This window comes from Vibrio neptunius (assembly GCA_019339365.1).
Taxonomy (GTDB): Bacteria; Pseudomonadota; Gammaproteobacteria; order Enterobacterales; family Vibrionaceae; genus Vibrio; species Vibrio neptunius.
On sequence record CP079859.1, the window covers coordinates 2,575,890 to 2,595,126 of the forward strand.

Consider the following 19,237-nt stretch of genomic DNA (forward strand, 5'->3'; position numbering starts at 1 on the left):
AATGAATAACAGCACACTAAATTGCTTAGAAATCAAACCGATTAACTACCATCCAGAGCTTTCAAAACGGCTTTTTAGCCGAATTGAAGACAAACCGTGGTCGATGTTGTTACGTTCTGCATCCGATAACCACATAGATAGCCGATTTGATATTTTAGTTGCTGATCCCATCGTTAAACTCACCACCTGTGGCGAATTAACGAAGATCGTTAACCCCGCTGGGCAATTTGAATCTGGTCAAGACCCTTTTACACTCTTAGAGCAACAACAGAACCAATGGCTGCCCAACCAAGAATACAAAGGTGATTTGCCATTTATTGGTGGAGCACTGGGCTACTTTGCCTACGATTTAGGTCGCAGAGTAGAAAAACTTCCCAAGATGGCTGAGCGAGATCTCTCATCTCCAGATATGGCGGTAGGTATCTATGAGTGGGCCGTGGTGGTTGATCATAAAGAGAAACAAGCGTTCGTCGTCGGCGAGAACGTTGAACGTCATTATCATTGGCTCGAGTCGCAAACCAATCAAGGCTCGCAGGGCTTTTCTCTATGCAGTCCTTGGCAGTCCAACATGTCAAAGCAAGCGTATCGCGATCGCTTTCATCAAGTCCAAGAGTATTTGCGCTCGGGAGACTGCTATCAGATTAATCTGGCTCAGAGATTTAGTGCTCAATACTCAGGTAGTGAGTGGCATGCGTATCAGAAACTCGAATCAGTCAACAAAGGGCCTTTTTTCCGCCTTTGTCCGTACTGAATGCAGCGCAATCCTGAGTGTTTCACCTGAACGCTTTTTGCAAGTACACGACCGTCTGATTGAAACAAAGCCCATCAAAGGCACTCGCCCTAGGTATCAAGACGCTGAATTAGATTCCGCTTCTGCAAAAGCACTGGCGATGGCAGAGAAAGATCAAGCGGAAAATCTGATGATCGTCGACTTGCTGAGAAATGATGTCGGACGGGTTGCAAAACCTGGTTCAGTACATGTTCCCAAACTGTTCGATATTGAGAGTTTTCCAGCCGTGCATCACCTAGTGAGTACAATAAGAGCTGAGTTAGATATTCAATACTCACCTGCCGATCTGCTGCGTGCTAGCTTTCCTGGGGGTCAATCACAGGCGCTCCTAAAATTCGAGCCATGGAGATCATCGAAGAACTGGAGCCACATTGCCGCAGTGCCTACTGTGGTAGCATCGGCTACATCAGCCGCCATGGTTCGATGGATACGAGTATTACTATCCGAACACTGATCGCTGAGGGCCATCAAATTCATGTCTGGGCAGGTGGCGGCTTGGTCGCCGACAGTGACAGTGAAGCAGAATATCAGGAAACATTAGACAAGCTGTGCAGAATTCTGCCCGTGCTCGAGAATTAAGCCCACTTTTCGAGCATGAGTTTTAGGTCTTTTGCCGTGTACGGTTTGGTTAAAATGTCATTCATGCCGCTTTGAATACATCTTTCACGCTCTTCCAGCGTTGTCCCCGCCGTTAAAGCTATGATAGGCAGTTCGAATTCTTGTTCACGTAAGTAACTGGTCGCTTCAAAACCGTCCATCTCTGGCATACGACAATCCATAAAAATGAGATCATATCGGCTTCCAGATGCGGCTTTGATGGCTTCCACACCATTGTTAGCGATATCCGGCGTGATCGACAGCTTTTTCAACATTTGATTGATAATAACTTGATTCATGCGGATATCGTCCACCACTAAGATAGACAAATTTTCCAGCGGCTTTGTCGCCTTGTTCTCCGTGCTTTCACTCTGCAACGCTTGAGTAGCGACTTTAAGCGGAATAGATAGCTTAAACTCAGTGCCTACACCTTTTTGGCTGGTAAAACCGATCTCTCCTTTCATCAGATCGATGAGATTTTTGCAGATTGCCAAACCTAAACCTGTTCCCTCAAAATGACGTTTAGCGGTTCTGTCGGCCTGCACAAAAGGATCAAAAAGAATCGCTTTTGCTTCTTCTGGTATACCTATGCCCGTATCTTTCACCATGACTTTAAGGTTGTCTTCAAGCCAGAGCACTTTGACTTGCACCGAGCCTGCTGAAGTAAACTTGATGGCATTGCCGACGAGGTTGATCAGAATCTGGCAAATCCGGTCAAAATCCCCTATCAGAAACTCTGGTACTTCTGGCGCCGAGTCAATTGAAAAATGAATCCCTTTGTCCTGTGCTCTATTCGCAAACACACCATGGAGCATATTGGTCAGTTCTAGCCAAGCAAAAGTCGATGGAATTAGCTCCATCATACCTGCGCTCATTTTACTAAAATCAAGGATGTCATTGATGATATGCCTTAAGAAATCACCAGTATGAGAAAGGTTGGTTAGCAAGGTACGTTGCTCTTCATCCAGCGAGGTATCTGACAGTAATTCAGCGCTCCCTAGCAAGCCATTTAATGGTGTTCTCAACTCATGATTTATCATGGCGACAAACTCTTTGGTCGCCCTCTCTGATTCTTCTGCTCTGGCTCTCGCCTCTTGAGTATTGGTCAGCATAATTTGTCGGCTAATGGCGCTGCAAAGCAAATCCGCAACCAAACGCATTTGGCTAACGATAAACTCAGGTTCAATATCATGATCTTCGGTAAATACTGACAACTCACCCACCACCTGATGATCGACCTCCAATGGAAGAGAGAGCCTTTCTTCTTGCCAATATGCATAAGGCTTAATTCCATCTATTGTGTCTCGCTGTTGGTAACCAAAGTGGCTATCGTGAATCGTCGAGGCAATGCCAGGGTCGAGAAAAAGCCCAGACTCTGTCAACGCGGAAGAGGAATCAAGGCGTTCAAGCAGGTTGGACAGCAAACCATCATCTAACATGCGACTAAGGAAAGCTCGGCCGAAGTGAATCAGAATCTCGTTTATTTGCTCTTCAAAAGCCAGTTTGTGTAAATCTTTGTGCGTTTGCCTTTTCAGTTGGGTAAGCACCAACTTTAAGTGCTCATTCGCCTCATAAAGTTCGAGACTTTTCTGCTCTAGCAACAACTCCGCTTGCTTGCGTGCAGCAATTTCTCTGGCAATTTTCCGTTCCAGCGCAGACTGATTACTCATTCATTTACCCTACGACTGCTACCTTGAACCTAACATCATTGCCGCTTTTATGATTGTTTTCCATCTCAATGTTAAGCGATTCATTAAAATGCTGAGCACACCCTTCAATCAAACCCAAGCAGACATGGGACATACAGCGGGCGCTTTTGTAATCAAAGACCATTTCTGTTTCGGTTTCAGAGATAAATTCAAAGCGTGGAGGATTGGCTTGTTGATACAGTTTTTTCACTTCAATGTGGATATAGTCTTCAACCAAACGAATAAACTGAAGTGAGTTTTTACACCCTTGTAAGCTACTTCGTTCAGGCAAAGACTGATAGAGGTTTTCAAACACAGATTGGCCAAAAACACGCTGCAATTCTTCGGCAGAAATACCCGTTTGTTTGCTTAACTGAACGATAAGCTTTACCAAGTCTCTGTGATCATAGCTGCCGACTGAGGTGTAGACACCTTCATCGCCTGCATCAGAAAGCAGTTTATCAAGAGCATCGAGGCCAAACTTCTCTTCAACTAAGTCCATAAATTCTGTAAAGATAAGTCCTTTCATATATTGAGCTATCCTTAGTATATGATGGTCTCTCAAGCATGAGTCATAAAGTATAGTTTTTCAAATAAGCATTCGGAGCTAACGTGTTGTCAGAACTCAATAAAAACCTATTAATTCAAAAGTTCCAGTTACAGCAAACCGTCGATTATCACCATGAAGCTTTAAAACGAGTTGCACATATTCATCATGAATCATTACGTAAAGCCTCAGTACTTATAGGGTTTGTAGAAAGAGGGAACGGGCTGAATATCATTTTCACCAAACGCGCAAAGCACCTAAAACATCACCCCGGGCAAGTCAGTTTTCCAGGTGGTAAATATGAAGATTGGGACCACTCATTAGCGGATACAGCATTAAGAGAGACTTACGAAGAAATTGGTATCAAACACCGGCAAATTGCCATTTTTGGCCAGATGCCAGAACTCATCACCATCAGTAAATTTACGGTGACCCCCTTTCTCGCCTTCGTGTCCCCTGATTACCGAGCAACCATTGACGCCAATGAAGTGGACGAAGTGTTCGAAGTGCCCGCTGAAATCGTGCTCGACAAACGTCACTTGCATAGCGAACGCTTCCAGTTTCGTAACCATTCACACCGTGTATTTGGCCTGTCCTACGAAAAGCACTTTATTTGGGGGATGACAGCACAAATTATCCACGCTATGCAAAACCATATCATGCCGCAACATTAACATTTATTGGTATTGTTCGACGTTTAATCACATTAGTTAAACTATTCATCAATAAAGCAAACGTTTTCTCGCGACATACATAAAACAAATTTGCAACAAGATTAGTTTTTCTAATGAATTGGATTAGCATAAATCACTAGTAGCACATCATTTTCGTGAGCAAAAACCTGTTTTTGACATATCATATTATGACTCGCATCAATTCATGATTTAGATCTATTTTTCGTGCAAGATTTTTATGCAAAATTGCACCCGACTTATTTCCTGTTCCCAAAAATGAGTATCACAAAATGAATGCTACAAAATCAGCGGTTTCGACCGCACAATCGTCTAGTAAGTTTTCTTACAAAGACTTCACCTGGTGCCTGTCACTTTTCGGTACTGCGGTAGGTGCTGGCGTACTATTTCTACCAATTAAAGCGGGAGCTGGTGGTTTCTGGCCATTAGTAATCCTTGCTCTCATCGCAGCACCAATGACTTGGTTCGCTCACAAATCTCTTGCTCGCTTCGTTCTCTCTGCGAAAAACCCTCAAGCTGATATCACTGATACAGTGGAAGAACATTTCGGTAAAAATGGCGCAAACCTTATCACTTTCGCTTACTTCTTCGCTATTTACCCTATTGTTCTTATCTATGGTGTTGGTATTACAAACACCGTAGATTCTTTCCTAGTAAACCAAATGGGCATGGAATCCATACCTCGCTGGTTGCTGTCTGGGGCACTTATTGCGGCTATGACCGCTGGCGTAGTATTTGGTAAAGAACTCATGCTGAAAGCGACCTCTGCCATGGTTTACCCATTGGTATTGGTTCTACTGGCACTCTCTGTCTATCTGATTCCAGATTGGAATAGCTCTATGGTGGAAGTCGCACCTGACTGGTCTGCCCTTCCTTCTGTCGTATGGCTAGCGATTCCTATCATCGTATTCTCTTTCAACCACAGCCCAATTATCTCTCAGTTCACCAAAGAACAACGCCGTGTATACGGAGAAGGTGCAGTAAAGAAAACCGATGCGATTACTGGCGGCGCGGCAATGATGCTGATGGGCTTCGTGATGTTCTTTGTATTTTCTGTTGTGCTGTCTCTGTCACCAGAAGAACTTGCCATGGCGCAAGAGCAAAACATCTCGGTATTGTCTTACCTAGCGAACGTTCACGAGTCACCTCTGATCTCTTACATGGGCCCTCTAGTCGCGTTTGCGGCGATTACATCAAGCTACTTTGGTCACTTCCTAGGTGCTCATGAAGGTATGGTTGGTCTGATCAAATCTCGATCTTCAGTACCCGTGGATCAGATTGAAAAATTCTCTTTAGTATTTATCGTTATCACCACTTGGATTGTGGCTATTGCTAACCCTAGCATCCTCGGCATGATTGAAACCATGGGCGCGCCTATGATTGCAGCAATCTTATTCCTAATGCCTGTTATTGCCATGCAACTCGTGCCAGCAATGGCGAAGTACAAAACTTCTGCGCCTGTTCAGATTTTCACAACAATCTGTGGTCTTGCGGCAATTAGTTCTGTAATCTACGGAGCACTTTAATCACGCTAGTGAATTAAGTGGTTAAATAAAAAATATAACGATAATAATAAGCCTCCCGCTCCCCGTTGGGAGGCTTTGTTTTGAGGAAATCGATATGATTAGTGTTTTTGACATCTATAAAATCGGTGTTGGTCCTTCAAGTTCACACACTGTAGGCCCAATGAAAGCGGGTAAAGAATTTATTGATGATTTACGTTCAATGGGAAAATTGCGCGACATCACTAAAATCACCGTTGACGTTTATGGATCGCTATCACTGACAGGGAAAGGTCACCACACCGATATCGCCATCATCATGGGTCTTGCAGGCAATACCCCTGAGAAAGTAGATATTGACTCTATTCCGGGCTTTATCGCTCGCGTAGAGGAAACGGAACGACTTCCTGTTGGCATGCACTGTCATACAGTATCCTTCCCGAAAGAAGGTGGAATGAACTTCCATAAAACTAACCTTGAGTTGCACGAAAATGGTATGCAGATCCATGCATGGATCGAGAATGAGAAGGTCTACTCAAAAACCTATTACTCGATCGGAGGGGGATTCATCGTCGATGAAGAGAACTTCGGCAAGGAGCAAGCAAACCCGGTTAAAGCACCTTATGAGTTCACCACGGCAGAAGAGCTGGTCAACCAATGTAAAGAAAGTGGTCTTTCCATCAGCACGCTTGTGATGAAAAACCAAGCTGCTCTTCACTCTGAGGAAGAATCTCGCACTTACTTCGCTAAGATCTGGAAAACCATGCGTGAGTGTATGGATCGCGGTATGAATACAGAAGGTATCTTACCAGGTCCACTGCGTGTACCTCGTCGTGCTGCGGCTCTTCGCCAACAATTGATGACTTCGGAAAAAACGACTAACGATCCAATGGCTGTCGTCGATTGGGTCAACATGTTTGCTTTCGCAGTCAATGAAGAAAATGCTGCTGGTGGCCGAGTTGTAACGGCACCAACCAATGGCGCGTGTGGCATTATCCCTGCGGTATTAGCATACTACGACAAGTTTATTCAGACTGTTACTGAGAAAGATTACATCCGCTACTTTGCGGCTTCTGGCGCAATAGGTGGCCTATATAAACGTAACGCCTCAATATCTGGTGCGGAAGTCGGTTGTCAGGGCGAAGTCGGTGTAGCATGTTCAATGGCAGCGGCTGGTCTTGCGGAACTGATGGGTGGAAGCCCAGAGCAAGTTTGTATGGCTGCGGAAATCGCTATGGAACACAACTTAGGTCTCACCTGTGATCCTGTCGCTGGTCAGGTGCAGGTTCCATGTATCGAGCGTAACGGTATTGCCGCCGTAAAATCGATCAACTCCTCTCGTATGGCTCTGCGTCGTTCATCAGCCCCTACGGTGTCTCTGGACAAGGTTATTGAAACCATGCTAGAAACCGGTAAAGACATGAACGCCAAGTACCGCGAAACATCCCAAGGTGGTCTTGCAGTAAAAGTTATCTGCTAATGCCACACTCTACCTCTCTTCAAAGCCCGTTTTAACGGGCTTTTTTATTGCCAGTCCACTTTTTCTTACTGTTAGCTTCAATCTCTATCATCTAAGTTAAAAAAAGGCGGGAGACCCGCCTTTTGTTTAGATAACCTGGGAAACAAGCAAGAAGCCACCAAAAAACAAAGAAAACATCAACATTATGCTTCCACCTTCTGCGGTGTATCGCGTCGTCTCTGCATTGGCAAGCCTGATCTTGTATACCATAGCAAGTGGTACAAACACTGCCAAAAACACCAGAATGATCCCAGCGTAGCTCAACACTGCCAAAAACTTGTCTGCAGCCAACAAGGCTCCTGCAAGTGGCAAAATGAACGTAATCACGTAGGTGACAAGATGGTTCTGCCGGAACATATCACGGTTTTGATTGAACAAAGACATGGCCACACCAAAGAACGACGTCAACAGCGCCAACCCGGTAAACACCGATAGAATGGTTCCAATCCAAGGCGAGTGATGTTCAAAGGCTTGGATAAGCTCTGACACATTGGAGAACTCGCCTAGCTGTTCGGGTTGTAAGTTACCGACAACAGCAAACAACCAGCATAAGTAGCAAAGCAAGGGAATCACTGAACCAACAATCACCATGTTTCGTAATTGGTGATCGGTCGCTTCATGGTTGTAAGAGACGAGAGAAGGTATAACAACCATAAACCCGAAGCTAGTAAACAGTACAGCACTGGTTTTGAACAGGGCTAAATGGTCATGATTCATCACCTGAGTGATGTTAGCGAAACGAAAGTCTGGCAGTAGCAGAGCCAAACTCAAACTTAGACTGGCAATCATGATAAAAAACAGTGAGCGGTTGAGTTTGTCAATGACACCTGTACCACAGGCGATAACCGCACCAGCAATAAGCGTGAAGAGGATTTGAGTCTGGCTAGCAGAGAGTTCAATACCTATTGCTTTGGTAAACTGACCTAACAGGTCTGCCGCACCAAGAATGTAAGCCATTAGCAAACAAATCAATAAAGCGTATAGCAGCAGGTTCGTTACTAACTGCCCCACTTTTCCTAGTGTCTGACGAGCCACAGAGTTAAGGCCCAAACCACCGCCTGCCTTTAACGTCGCTTCGAGTAACAACAAAGCCGCGTAAGTTGTCCCAAAGCAGATAAAAATCATTAATAATGATCCATACCACAAACCAAATTGTGCTAGAACCATCGGAATGGCTAGCATGCCAGCACCGAGTGCAGTACCGGAAATAATCAGGGAGCTACCCAGAAGTTTAGTATTCATAATTGTCGTATCTGTTTTAATAAATAAAAGATTGAGATGTGCGCGTGCCTAGCGCGGGGCCAAGAATCAAAAACGATACGAATAGCGGGCTTTATAGAAAAAAAGGCTTAGGAAAGAGTGGCGCAGAGAAAAAACGCAGTTGAACATTGAGAGGTTAACGAGTGACGTCGATAAAGCGTGTGGCGAACCTTCTGTCGGTTCGATGATCGGGGTTGTAATTTTGAAGATCATTGAGGTGTCCGATTAAGTGAGACAGTCCTTTAAAACAAAGCAGCAATTCCTCTGCTACCTACTCTTCAGCATGAAGAGAATAAACATCTTAAACATTGACGATAGGATTGCAATCTCCCCCAAGAGAGAAAATGCGCTATTCACTGACAAAAACACAGAATACGCTTTAAAGCTGGCGGATGAGTATCAAAAAAGCGAAGCTCTGTGCTTCGCTTCTTTTCAAACATATAGGTATGTTATTCGCCTGCGTAAATGCAACCTGCGGTACACGTCTCTTTAATTTCAACTTTGCTCAGTAGTGGCAAGGTTGGCTTCACTTTCTGCCAAATCCATTTCGCCAGTACTTCGCTGGTCGGATTCTCTAAACCTTCAATATCATTGAGGTAGTAGTGGTCAAGTTGATCATAAATAGGTTTAAACGCGGCTTTGATTTCCGCAAAGTCGACAACCCACCCGGTATGAGGATCAACTTCGCCTTCTACATATAGACGAACTAAGAAAGAGTGGCCATGCAGTCGACCGCACTTATGCCCTTCCGGTACATGTGGAAGGTGATGTGCCGCTTCAAACATAAACTCTTTGTATAATTCAGTTTTCATTTTGGATCTCAGGCATTACAAAAAGACACGCAATACTAAGGAAATAGTGTAGTAGTGACAAGGTGCACTCAGCGATTAATAAAATTATTTATAAGATAGTGAATTCTCAATTTTTGTAGCACGCCGAAAAAATGTCGCTACGTCAAAGTTTTGATTACATAAGCCCCACATCACATTTACATAATCCACACATTGTGTAGGGTCACAATAACCATGTACATCCATTGAGTGAATGTGCATATAAGTCATTATATTTGACGTCTATTCCAATTCTAACAATTAAGCAGTTGTAAATGAGCTCAACCATTACTACCAAGTTGCTGGCAACCCTAGTCACCGTATTCTCACTGGTACTGGCTTCCTCCACCGCCTATCAGTATTGGCAACAAAAAGAACTGATGAATTCCGTTCTCAGCGAACAGCTACACGACAAAGCCAGTAACTACTTCGACAGCCTCAATATGATGATGCTAACCGGAACCATGGCGCAAAAAGAAACGCTTCGCCAAAAAGCCTTAGCTCAGGATGGTATCGAGCAGGTCAAAGTCCTTCGTGCTGACGCAGTCAGTAAGCTGTATGGTCCTGGCCAACCAAACCAAGCGCCTGAAGACGAGATTGATCAACGTGCTCTCAGTGGCGAACTAGTTATCGAGCCCATTTCTGCCGCATGGGGTAATGGTTTAGTTGTCGCTTTACCTATGAAGGCCAGTGAAAACTATCGTGGTACCAATTGTGTCTCTTGTCACATGGCCCCAGAAGGCGAGGTACTCGGTGCTATTCGCTTAGAGTACAACTTATCTCATGTCAATAGTATGATCAGCCAGCGCACAATGATCGCCGTAACCATTATGGCAACATTTGGCTTCATCGGCTTTTTGTTGACTCTATTCCTGATCCGTAAATTCATTGTTCGCCCTATCCAGAAAACATCACGTTACATGCAGAGTGTGAGTGAAAGTAAAGATCTCTCGAAACGGATTCAGCATAATAACAAGGATGAAATTGGCCAGCTGTCCATGGCGATCAACTCGTTTATGGATACTGTTAGTCACAGTTTAGAGAAAGTACAAGAAACCTCCCACCATCTGACCCATTCAGCAACGGGACTCACTGATGTTGCTCGAGTCACAGATCAAGCTGCGCACAATCAGCAAAATGAAACCTCGGATGTCCAAACCAACATCGAGCAAATGCAGTCCCAGCAGGTACAAGTTGAGCGAGCCACTGATGATGCCTCTAGCTTGATCAAACACACCACCAGCATCGCTGAACAAAGCGCGACTCAGGCGCATAACGCCAGTACTGAAATTAAGAGCCTAGTCACCGATATTGAACAAGTGAAAGTCAACATTGTTGAACTCAACGATCAAACGGTAGAAGTATCGACTATTTTGGAAGTCATCAAAGGTATTGCGGAACAAACTAATCTGCTAGCGCTGAACGCTGCTATCGAAGCGGCACGAGCAGGTGATCAAGGTCGTGGTTTTGCCGTGGTTGCGGATGAAGTACGTCAGCTAGCAAGTCGAACGTCGCAGGCTACCGGAAGTATCGAAAACATCATTTCTCAGTTCCAAAAAGACAGTGAAAGCTCACTGTCCTCGGTTGATACCGTGTGCGAAACCGCTCATCAACGCTCCAATGAGATTGAAGCGCTGTCTGTGGCAATGTCTGAAGTGGTGACGGAAATGCAGCAAGCACTCTCTCATGCACAAAGTATTCAGCAGCAAACCAGCAATACCACTCACATTAGTCAGCAGGTACAACATAAAGTCGAAATCATCACCCAGCATGCCGATGACACCTCTCAATCTGCCGCAAAAACGCGCGACATCAGCATGAATCTAGAACAACTTTCAGAACATTTGGAGTCTTTGATCAACCAATTTACCCTTTCGCGGAAGAATTGAGTCGATTTGGACATTTTTTGCGCCACTATTAGCGAATAAAGGTTGAAGCCTAAGAATTGAAAGGTAATATGTTCCACTGAATAGATGAAATTCAACCCAACCCAATGTTTGCTCACTTTTTATTCGGTGAGTCCACAATAAAACATTGGGTTGATTTTTTACTCAATGGAGAATATTTACAACATGACTTACGCGCCTGTATCAGACGTATTAAGCGGTAAGCTAGCAGTTGACAGTGAAGTAACTGTCCGCGGCTGGATCCGCTCGCGTCGTGATTCCAAAGCTGGAATCTCTTTCCTTGCCATCTACGACGGCTCTTGTTTCGACCCGATTCAGGCCGTGGTCCCTAATAATCTAAATAATTACAACGAAGAAGTTCTAAAACTGACAACAGGTTGTTCTGTTGAAGTAACAGGTACTATCGTTGAATCTCCAGCAAAAGGTCAGGACTTTGAGCTTGCAGCGACAGAAGTAAAAGTCGTTGGCTGGGTTGAAGATGCTGATACTTATCCGATGGCGAAAACTCGTCACTCGATTGAATACCTACGTGAAGTGGCACACCTTCGTCCACGTACGAACGTTATTGGTGCTGTCGCGCGTGTACGTAACTGTTTGTCTCAGGCAATTCACCGTTTCTACCACGAGCAAGGTTACTTCTGGGTGTCTGCGCCACTTATTACCGCTTCTGATGCAGAAGGTGCAGGTGAAATGTTCCGCGTATCTACGCTAGACATGGAAAACCTACCGCGCACAGAACAAGGTAAAGTGGACTACAACGAAGACTTCTTTGGTAAAGAGACATTCCTAACGGTATCTGGCCAGCTTAATGGCGAAGCTTACGCTTGTGCACTAAGCAAAGTGTACACATTTGGCCCTACCTTCCGTGCAGAAAACTCAAACACCAGCCGTCACCTAGCGGAATTCTGGATGGTTGAGCCTGAAGTTGCTTTTGCTGATCTTGAAGATATCGCGAAACTGTCTGAAGACATGCTGAAGTACGTATTTAAAGCAGTACTGGAAGAGCGTCGTGATGACCTTGAGTTCTTTGCACAACGTATCGACAAAGAAGCGATTACTCGCCTAGAGAAATTTGTTGAGTCTGATTTCGCTCAGGTTGATTACACTGATGCCATCCAGATTCTTCTCGACTCTGGCCGTGACTTCGAATTCCCAGTTGAATGGGGTATCGATATGTCTTCAGAGCACGAGCGTTATCTCGCTGAAGAACACTTCAAGGCACCAGTAATCGTTAAGAACTACCCGAAAGACATCAAAGCCTTCTACATGCGCCTCAACGAAGATGGAAAAACAGTAGCAGCAATGGATGTACTTGCACCGGGCATTGGTGAAATCATCGGTGGTTCTCAGCGTGAAGAGCGTCTGGACGTTCTTGATGCCCGCATGCGCGATATCGGCATCGATCCAGAGCACATGGATTGGTACCGTGACCTTCGTCGCTACGGCACAGTTCCTCACTCAGGTTTCGGTCTGGGCTTTGAGCGTCTGGTTTCTTACGTAACAGGTATGGGTAACGTACGTGACGTTATTCCATTCCCACGTACACCGCGCTCAGCTAATTTCTAAGCAAAAAGCACACTGATAACATTAAAAAGCCTCCTCATGGAGGCTTTTTTAATGTCTGCCACTATTCAAATTTGACCGTAGTGAAAACGTCACTTTATTATCAAGCGCGCAACACCAAGGTGTTTGGGTTGGATGATTTGTATTAAGCATGGAAACCACGAACATGGATTAGGAGCATACAAGCCCTATGTCGAGGTAGCAGCGCGTTGCAGAATGCGGAAGATTTGATGGCCTTCTATCCCGATAATAGTCGCCCAACCTCCGCAAATCCTGAGAAATAGAGTATAAGAATAAGCCTCCCTCATATAGGGAGGCTTTCGTTCGCTGTTAAGAATCTTGTGCTTTTGAGGCGTATTTGATACCAAACAGGCAAAGCCCAAACATGACAAATGGAATGGCGGCAGCCGTATATTCTGTCCAAACCATATCAGCAAAAGACTTAGCAAGAATCAGGTGACCAAAAATCAATAAGAATGCACAGAAAATCGCGACGATAATCAAACGAAATTCCTGCTTATGGCGTTGTTTTTCCATACTTGCCTCGCTAACTGTATACATTTCTGGAGTATTTCATCACAGAGTTGATCGGTAAGCGCAGTACAGTTGAAGCGAAAAATGACCAAACAGTGATTAATCAGTGATCGCCTTAGCAATTTCCATCATGATCTGCTCCAGCTTACTGGTCATAGGATATGAAGCGTTCAAACGGATACAATTCTGGAACTGCTCACGGGAGCTAAACAGCCGCCCATAAGCAATAGTAATTCCACGCTGTTGTAATCTTTGGTAAAGCAAGTAAGTGTCTACTCCCTTACTCAATTCTAACCAGACAAAGTACCCCCTTGAGGCTGGCTAACTTTAGTCCCTTGAGGGAAACAACGTTTCACGACCTCAATAAAAACTTGTTGTCTAACCGCTAATTCCTTACGCAGTTTTCTGAGGTGATTATCAAGGCTTTCATATTGAAGGAAGTGCGCGACGCCTTCCTGAACGGGCACACTGCCTGATAACGTCGATACCAGCTGCAGCTTCTGTAGTCGCTCATTAAACTGACCGTTGACCACCCAACCAACCCGATACCCCGGGCATAAGGATTTAGACAATGAGCCGCACAGAAGAACCCTATCTTCTTGGTCCCAGTACTTAAGCGGCATAGGTTTATCATCACCAAAATACAATTCAGAATACACGTCATCTTCGACGACCGCGATCTGGTATCGGTTCGCTAGCTCGACCACCTTTTTCCTACCACTGGGCGCCAAGCTCGCGCCGGTCGGGTTATGAAAATTTGGCATTAACCAGCACGCTGATACTTTGTGCCTCTTAATCGCTCGTTCAAACTTCTTTATACACAACCCGGTTTCAGGGTGGACCGGAACTTCTATCGCTTTGAGATTTAATCGCTCAATCGCCTGAATAGCGCCATAGAATGCCGGTGCTTCAACAATCACTGTATCACCCGGCTGAGTGACCACCTGCAACCCTAGATTCAACGCTTCCATTGCGCCGGAGGTAATAACGATATCAGTATGAGCGACCGTTATACCTTGCTTAAGATAACGTTGGGCGATTTGACGGCGCAGCGCTTCGTTACCTGGTGGCATGTTGTCAAACACACTATTGAGTGGCATTTTTCTGCCAGCGCTGGCTAGATGACGATTCAATGCTTGTAGAGGGAATAAGTTAGGATCAGGAAAAGCCGACCCGAGCGCAATATCGGCTTTACTATTGCTTTGTAGGAACTCGTATAGCTTGTCGTTAAATTCAGGTGCAACCACTTTGCTTTCTGGCTCAGGCGTTATAACCCGTTCCATGATCGAAGTGACGAAATAGCCTGACTGCGGTTTGGCGAGTAACCAACCTTGAGATTCAAGAAGTTGATAAGCTTGAAGGACAGTTGAAGCGCTGACTGAGCGGTTACGGCTGGTCATTCGAATCGACGGCACTTTCTCCCCTGCTCGCCAAATGCCATTCTCAATTTGTAACTTAAGCTGTTCGGCCAATTGTTGATAGCGATTCATACTTCCCTCACCTTGTCATTCAGGAAACAAAAGATATCACACATTTGATTGACACTGGCTTAAGCTCACTAAACAATTTTATTAATTTTTAACGCACCCCGTTTGTTGACACTTATCACATTAAATATTTACTTCTCTGTTACATTTAATCACGTATCAGTGATCCGAATAACTCAACGTAAGGACCGGGTAAGAATGAAAAAATACGATGAATCACATATCGAATACAAAGGTGAAAGCAATGGTGTCCACAGTTGGATTGCTCCACACGGTCAACCCTATTACTGGCACCCAGACTGGCTGCATATCGCCGAAGACGCTACTGGTTCACACCCTAAGAAAGACATAGAAGTAGACCAGAATGAGAAAGCGACTGAAAAGCATGCGATAAGAGCAATTCTTTCACACCTAAATGACTGGGCAGCGAAAAAGCTAAAGTAATTGTTTTCGGTCTTATTCAACCACCTACCTTTCACAAGTCACACGCTGATCTCACACCGTGTGGCTTGTTAATCGCCTTCAGTTCGATGCACTCCTCTCAATTGGTACTACCACTACTACTCAAGTAGCAAAAATGTATCTAAACTCGAAATTAAACGATAGTATCGCGGGTCATTTTATAAGTGAAGACGATGAAACTTGGCTTTGAGTACGCTGAGTTCCGCTTTAAAAGTAAGGGCTAGAAAATGGCTAACTCCAACTATAACGCGCCTCTAACGCTAAAACTGTACGCGATTGCGGCTGTGGTTTTCGGTACTTATGGCGGGCGGGTTTGCCCATTTTTAGAAACTCTTACAACCCAAGAGATTTTATTCCACGTCGGTGTAACCTTTGGCGCGCTGTTTCTCGTTCGACATTTTTTGCTCAATGACCACTCTTTACTTGAAGAGCAGCGCCAAGCCCGACTCGATGCCACCCTGTTTTTTATGGGCAGCGTCCCTCTGGCAATATTCTATAACGTTTATTACGATTTTGGGCTCGACAGTAATCTCAAGGTTTTGTTTGGGATGACCTTGTTCGGCTTTTTCTCTGGTTTGATTTTGCAGCTCGCTTCCAAGCTCGAGAAATTTGATCAATTAACACAAACAGAACACTATCATTTGGAACTCAGTGGTGAGCGTCAATCTATGGTCAAACAAATGATCATGATGATTGCTATGCTCCTCATCACCTTAACGACCATGCTCACCATGGTTGCAGTAAAAGATATATTCTGGTTACAACATAATCCTGAGCGCATTCTCGATGGCAGTGCTACCGTTAGTGTGATTAAAGAGTTCATCTATTTGTCATTGGTGCTCGGTGCGTACGTCGCGACGATTCTCATACTGTGGACCAAACTAATGCGTAAAGTTTTGTTGTCTCAGGAGTGTTCTTTACAAGAAGTCGCACAGGGCAATATTGCCAGACGTTTACCTATTTTTGAGCACAATGAGCTCGGTTCGATGGCGTCTCTGACCAACAAGATGCTCGATAGCCTGCAATCGACTCAAGACGAAGTCAAAACCACTCGTGATGTTGCTATTGTCTCTCTTTCAGCACTGGCAGAATCTAGAGATAACGAAACTGGCGCGCATATTTTGCGTACCCAAGAGTACATTCGCGCTTTGGCCAACTACCTTTGCCAATTTGACAAACATAGGGCGTTGCTCACTCCTAATTACATAGAACTGTTATACAAATCGGCGCCATTGCACGACGTAGGTAAAGTGGGTATTCCTGACAGTATTTTACTCAAACCCGGTAAGCTCACCGACGACGAGTTTAAGACAATGAAACGTCATCCAGAAATTGGGGCGAAGGCCCTCTCGATTGCAGAGAAACATCTGGGCAGTAACTCTTTCCTTCAATTGGCGAAAGAGATCGCTCTAACTCACCACGAAAAATGGGACGGTAGTGGCTATCCGAAGGGATTAAAAGGCGATGAAATCCCACTTTCTGGTCGTTTGATGGCGCTTGCTGATGTGTATGACGCGCTAATCTCCGAGCGTGTTTACAAAAAAGCCTTCAGCCATGAGAAAGCGAAATCCATTATCCTTGAGGGTAAAGGCAGTCATTTTGACCCTGAGCTGGTTGACGCCTTCCTTACAATAGAACAAGAATTTGTCAATATCGCCGATAAATACCGTAGCCTAGAAGCTGAAGAGAACGCGATGGCTTTGGAAGAACTTCAAGCCAATGAGCCGACTTAAACTTCCTGCCTCGAATTGACGCCTCCTTTCAAGGTTCAGACGCTTTTCACCTTTTTAATGGGTAAAAAGCCGGTTAGGCGCTGAGTGATTCTTAAATGTGCCTATTTTATCATTTTCTTACTGGTTGATGTTGTCTCGACAAGCGCAGATAAGGTATAAATAACCGAAATATTTATATCCTCCCTTCGACTCACATGGATGACAATTATGTTTGAAAAAGTAGTTGCTGCGCCGGCAGATCCTATCCTTGGACTGACAGAAGAGTTCAAAAAAGACTCGCGAGCAGACAAAATTAACCTTGGCGTTGGTATTTATAAAAATGAACAAGGTGAAACCCCGGTTCTAGCCACCGTTAAAAAAGCGGAAGCTGCCCTAATTGAAAGCGAAAAAACCAAGTCATACCTTACTATCGAAGGGACCGCTGAGTATGGCCTAGCGGTGCAGAAGCTACTGTTTGGTGGAGACTCTGATATTGTTAATAACAAATTAGCAAAAACCGCTCAGGCTCCTGGCGGTACTGGTGCATTGCGCGTGGCAGGCGAATTCATCAAGCGTCAGTTGGGTGATGTGAAGATCTGGATCAGCAACCCAACTTGGGCTAACCACAACGGTGTATTCACTGCAGCAGGTATAGAGACCGCTCAGTACAGCTACTACAACGCTGAGACAAAAGATAAAGATTTCGCGGCAATGGTAGCCGATCTTGAACAAGCGTCTGAAGGCGATATTGTCCTTCTTCATGGCTGCTGCCATAACCCAACGGGCATTGACCCAACGCTTGAAGAATGGGAAACACTTGCCAAGCTGGTTGCGGATAAAAAACTACTCCCTCTATTTGACTTCGCTTATCAAGGTTTCGCCAAAGGCGTTGAAGAAGATGCGGCAGGTTTACGTGTTTTTGCTAAATACAACAAAGAGATCTTAGTCGCGAGCTCCTTCTCTAAAAACTTTGGCCTTTACAATGAACGTGTAGGTGCGTTTACCTTGGTCGCAGAGTCAGAGGAAACCGCAAGCACTGCCTTCTCTCAAGTGAAAGCCATCATCCGTTCTATCTACTCTAACCCACCAGCACACGGTAGCGCAGTTGTGACGCACATTCTTAACAATGCTGAACTGCGCAATGAGTGGGAAGCGGAAGTCAAAGAAATGCGTGACCGTATCCAAGACATGCGTGAGCTGTTTGTTACCACCCTAAAAGAACAAGGCGTTGACGCTGACTTTAGCTTCATTGAACGTCAAAACGGTATGTTCTCATTCTCTGGCCTTTCAAAGGAGCAGGTGACACGCCTTAAAGATGAGTTCGCCATCTACATTGTTGGGTCAGGCCGTATCAGCGTCGCAGGTATGACTCGTTCAAACATGCTACCACTTTGTAAAGCACTGGCCGCTGTTCTATAAGCGACCAGAATCCAATAAAAAAGAGCCAGCTGATGCTGGCTCTTTTTGTATAATATCGCCTAGAACAGATAGCGTATGCTAACGCCACCTTCATTGGTCGTCGTTGAACCATTGTTTCGATGCGTATAGAAACCACCGAAGACCAACTTCGTCGACACCTGATAATCCCCCGCATATTAAAGATATCCTCATCCAGAATATCACTCCGTCTTAACCCACCAGTCACTGACAGCTCCCAGGACTTATTTAACTCATATTTAAGCGTCAAATCTCCACCCCACATGAACTTATTGTCGCTCGAAATCTTTGCATCTGTAATATCGTTGGTTTGTGTTGACCAAATAAAGCCGGCTTTCGCGCCTGCGACCAAATCCCACTTATCCTCTAATGGGTACCTAAATGCAGCACCAGGCAGTAACGTATAAATCTCGGTGGTGGTGTTTTGCGGATGGATGAACCTGGCTTCGTAATCCAATGTAGCAAGAAACTGATTGTCGATAAGCATGTTGCCGCCCACCGCTAAAGAAGTCACATTGCTATTTACCCCTAAATTCTCATCAAGCGAGCCCGCACTTAAGTCGGCGTACAGAAAGTTGTAATTGAGGTTGTTTGTCGTACTTTGCCCGTGAGCAGTCAATGATGCCGCCACGAGAATTGGAATAAGGAGATAAAGCAGTTTTACTTCCATGAATACCTCTTTAATACAGACGAATAAAGCTAATTTATGG

Annotated in this window: 13 protein-coding genes and 3 pseudogenes; 9 read left to right on the forward strand and 7 right to left on the reverse strand. The window is 44.8% G+C overall.

Annotation, left to right across the window (positions count from 1 at the left end):
- Position 1: 1 nt before the first annotated feature.
- Positions 2-1,369, forward strand: a pseudogene (gene pabB / locus KW548_12270) (aminodeoxychorismate synthase component I).
- Here the strand turns inward: pabB and KW548_12275 are convergent.
- Together KW548_12275 and KW548_12280 are read right to left on the reverse strand one after the other, a co-directional pair.
- Positions 1,366-3,057, reverse strand: a complete 1,692-nt coding sequence (locus KW548_12275; GenBank protein QXX05921.1) for a response regulator — start codon at positions 3,055-3,057, stop codon at positions 1,366-1,368. The pseudogene pabB and the gene KW548_12275 sit on opposite strands and share 4 nt — an antisense overlap.
- Before the next feature lie 4 nt (positions 3,058-3,061).
- Positions 3,062-3,604, reverse strand: a complete 543-nt coding sequence (locus KW548_12280; GenBank protein ID QXX05922.1) for a heme NO-binding domain-containing protein — start codon at positions 3,602-3,604, stop codon at positions 3,062-3,064.
- Positions 3,605-3,687: 83 nt separating this feature from the next.
- Between KW548_12280 and KW548_12285 the strand changes: the two genes are divergently transcribed.
- From KW548_12285 to KW548_12295, 3 genes are all read left to right on the forward strand, one after another.
- Positions 3,688-4,296 carry a CoA pyrophosphatase gene (locus tag KW548_12285; GenBank protein ID QXX05923.1) on the forward strand — a complete coding sequence of 203 codons (609 nt, stop codon included), beginning with the start codon at positions 3,688-3,690 and terminating at the stop codon, positions 4,294-4,296.
- Positions 4,297-4,586: 290 nt separating this feature from the next.
- Complete coding sequence (locus KW548_12290) at positions 4,587-5,840, forward strand: septum formation protein (protein ID QXX05924.1); 1,254 nt, start codon at positions 4,587-4,589, stop codon at positions 5,838-5,840.
- 94 nt (positions 5,841-5,934) lie between these two features.
- Positions 5,935-7,296, forward strand: coding sequence for an L-serine ammonia-lyase (locus tag KW548_12295; GenBank protein ID QXX05925.1), 1,362 nt, complete (start codon positions 5,935-5,937; stop codon positions 7,294-7,296).
- A gap of 126 nt (positions 7,297-7,422) precedes the next feature.
- On the opposite strand, the gene KW548_12300 is transcribed toward KW548_12295, so the two are convergent.
- Positions 7,423-8,577 (reverse strand): tyrosine transporter, encoded by a 1,155-nt coding sequence (locus tag KW548_12300; protein QXX05926.1) that lies wholly within the window; start codon positions 8,575-8,577, stop codon positions 7,423-7,425.
- Positions 8,578-9,044: 467 nt separating this feature from the next.
- Positions 9,045-9,407 (reverse strand): 6-carboxytetrahydropterin synthase QueD, encoded by a 363-nt coding sequence (queD, locus tag KW548_12305; GenBank protein QXX05927.1) that lies wholly within the window; start codon positions 9,405-9,407, stop codon positions 9,045-9,047.
- Positions 9,408-9,700: 293 nt separating this feature from the next.
- On the opposite strand from queD, the gene KW548_12310 reads away from it, so the two are divergent.
- Both KW548_12310 and asnS read left to right on the forward strand, forming a co-directional pair.
- Positions 9,701-11,314 (forward strand): methyl-accepting chemotaxis protein, encoded by a 1,614-nt coding sequence (locus KW548_12310; protein QXX05928.1) that lies wholly within the window; start codon positions 9,701-9,703, stop codon positions 11,312-11,314.
- Positions 11,315-11,497: 183 nt separating this feature from the next.
- Positions 11,498-12,898 carry an asparagine--tRNA ligase gene (asnS, locus tag KW548_12315; GenBank protein QXX05929.1) on the forward strand — a complete coding sequence of 467 codons (1,401 nt, stop codon included), beginning with the start codon at positions 11,498-11,500 and terminating at the stop codon, positions 12,896-12,898.
- A gap of 327 nt (positions 12,899-13,225) precedes the next feature.
- Here the strand turns inward: asnS and KW548_12320 are convergent, their stop codons facing one another.
- Both KW548_12320 and KW548_12325 read right to left on the reverse strand, forming a co-directional pair.
- A complete protein-coding gene (locus KW548_12320; GenBank protein ID QXX05930.1) occupies positions 13,226-13,432 on the reverse strand; it encodes a hypothetical protein in 207 nt (68 codons plus the stop codon).
- Positions 13,433-13,528: 96 nt separating this feature from the next.
- Positions 13,529-14,919: pseudogene (locus tag KW548_12325) on the reverse strand (PLP-dependent aminotransferase family protein).
- Positions 14,920-15,114: 195 nt separating this feature from the next.
- Here KW548_12325 and KW548_12330 point away from each other — a divergent pair.
- From KW548_12330 to KW548_12340, 3 genes are all read left to right on the forward strand, one after another.
- Positions 15,115-15,360 carry a hypothetical protein gene (locus tag KW548_12330; GenBank protein QXX05931.1) on the forward strand — a complete coding sequence of 82 codons (246 nt, stop codon included), beginning with the start codon at positions 15,115-15,117 and terminating at the stop codon, positions 15,358-15,360.
- A 245-nt stretch (positions 15,361-15,605) separates the two neighbouring features.
- Positions 15,606-17,111, forward strand: coding sequence for an HD domain-containing protein (locus tag KW548_12335; protein ID QXX05932.1), 1,506 nt, complete (start codon positions 15,606-15,608; stop codon positions 17,109-17,111).
- A 207-nt stretch (positions 17,112-17,318) separates the two neighbouring features.
- Complete coding sequence (locus KW548_12340) at positions 17,319-18,509, forward strand: aspartate/tyrosine/aromatic aminotransferase (GenBank protein QXX05933.1); 1,191 nt, start codon at positions 17,319-17,321, stop codon at positions 18,507-18,509.
- A 59-nt stretch (positions 18,510-18,568) separates the two neighbouring features.
- Here KW548_12340 and KW548_12345 read toward each other — a convergent pair.
- Positions 18,569-19,197: pseudogene (locus KW548_12345) on the reverse strand (porin family protein).
- Positions 19,198-19,237 lie beyond the last annotated feature (40 nt).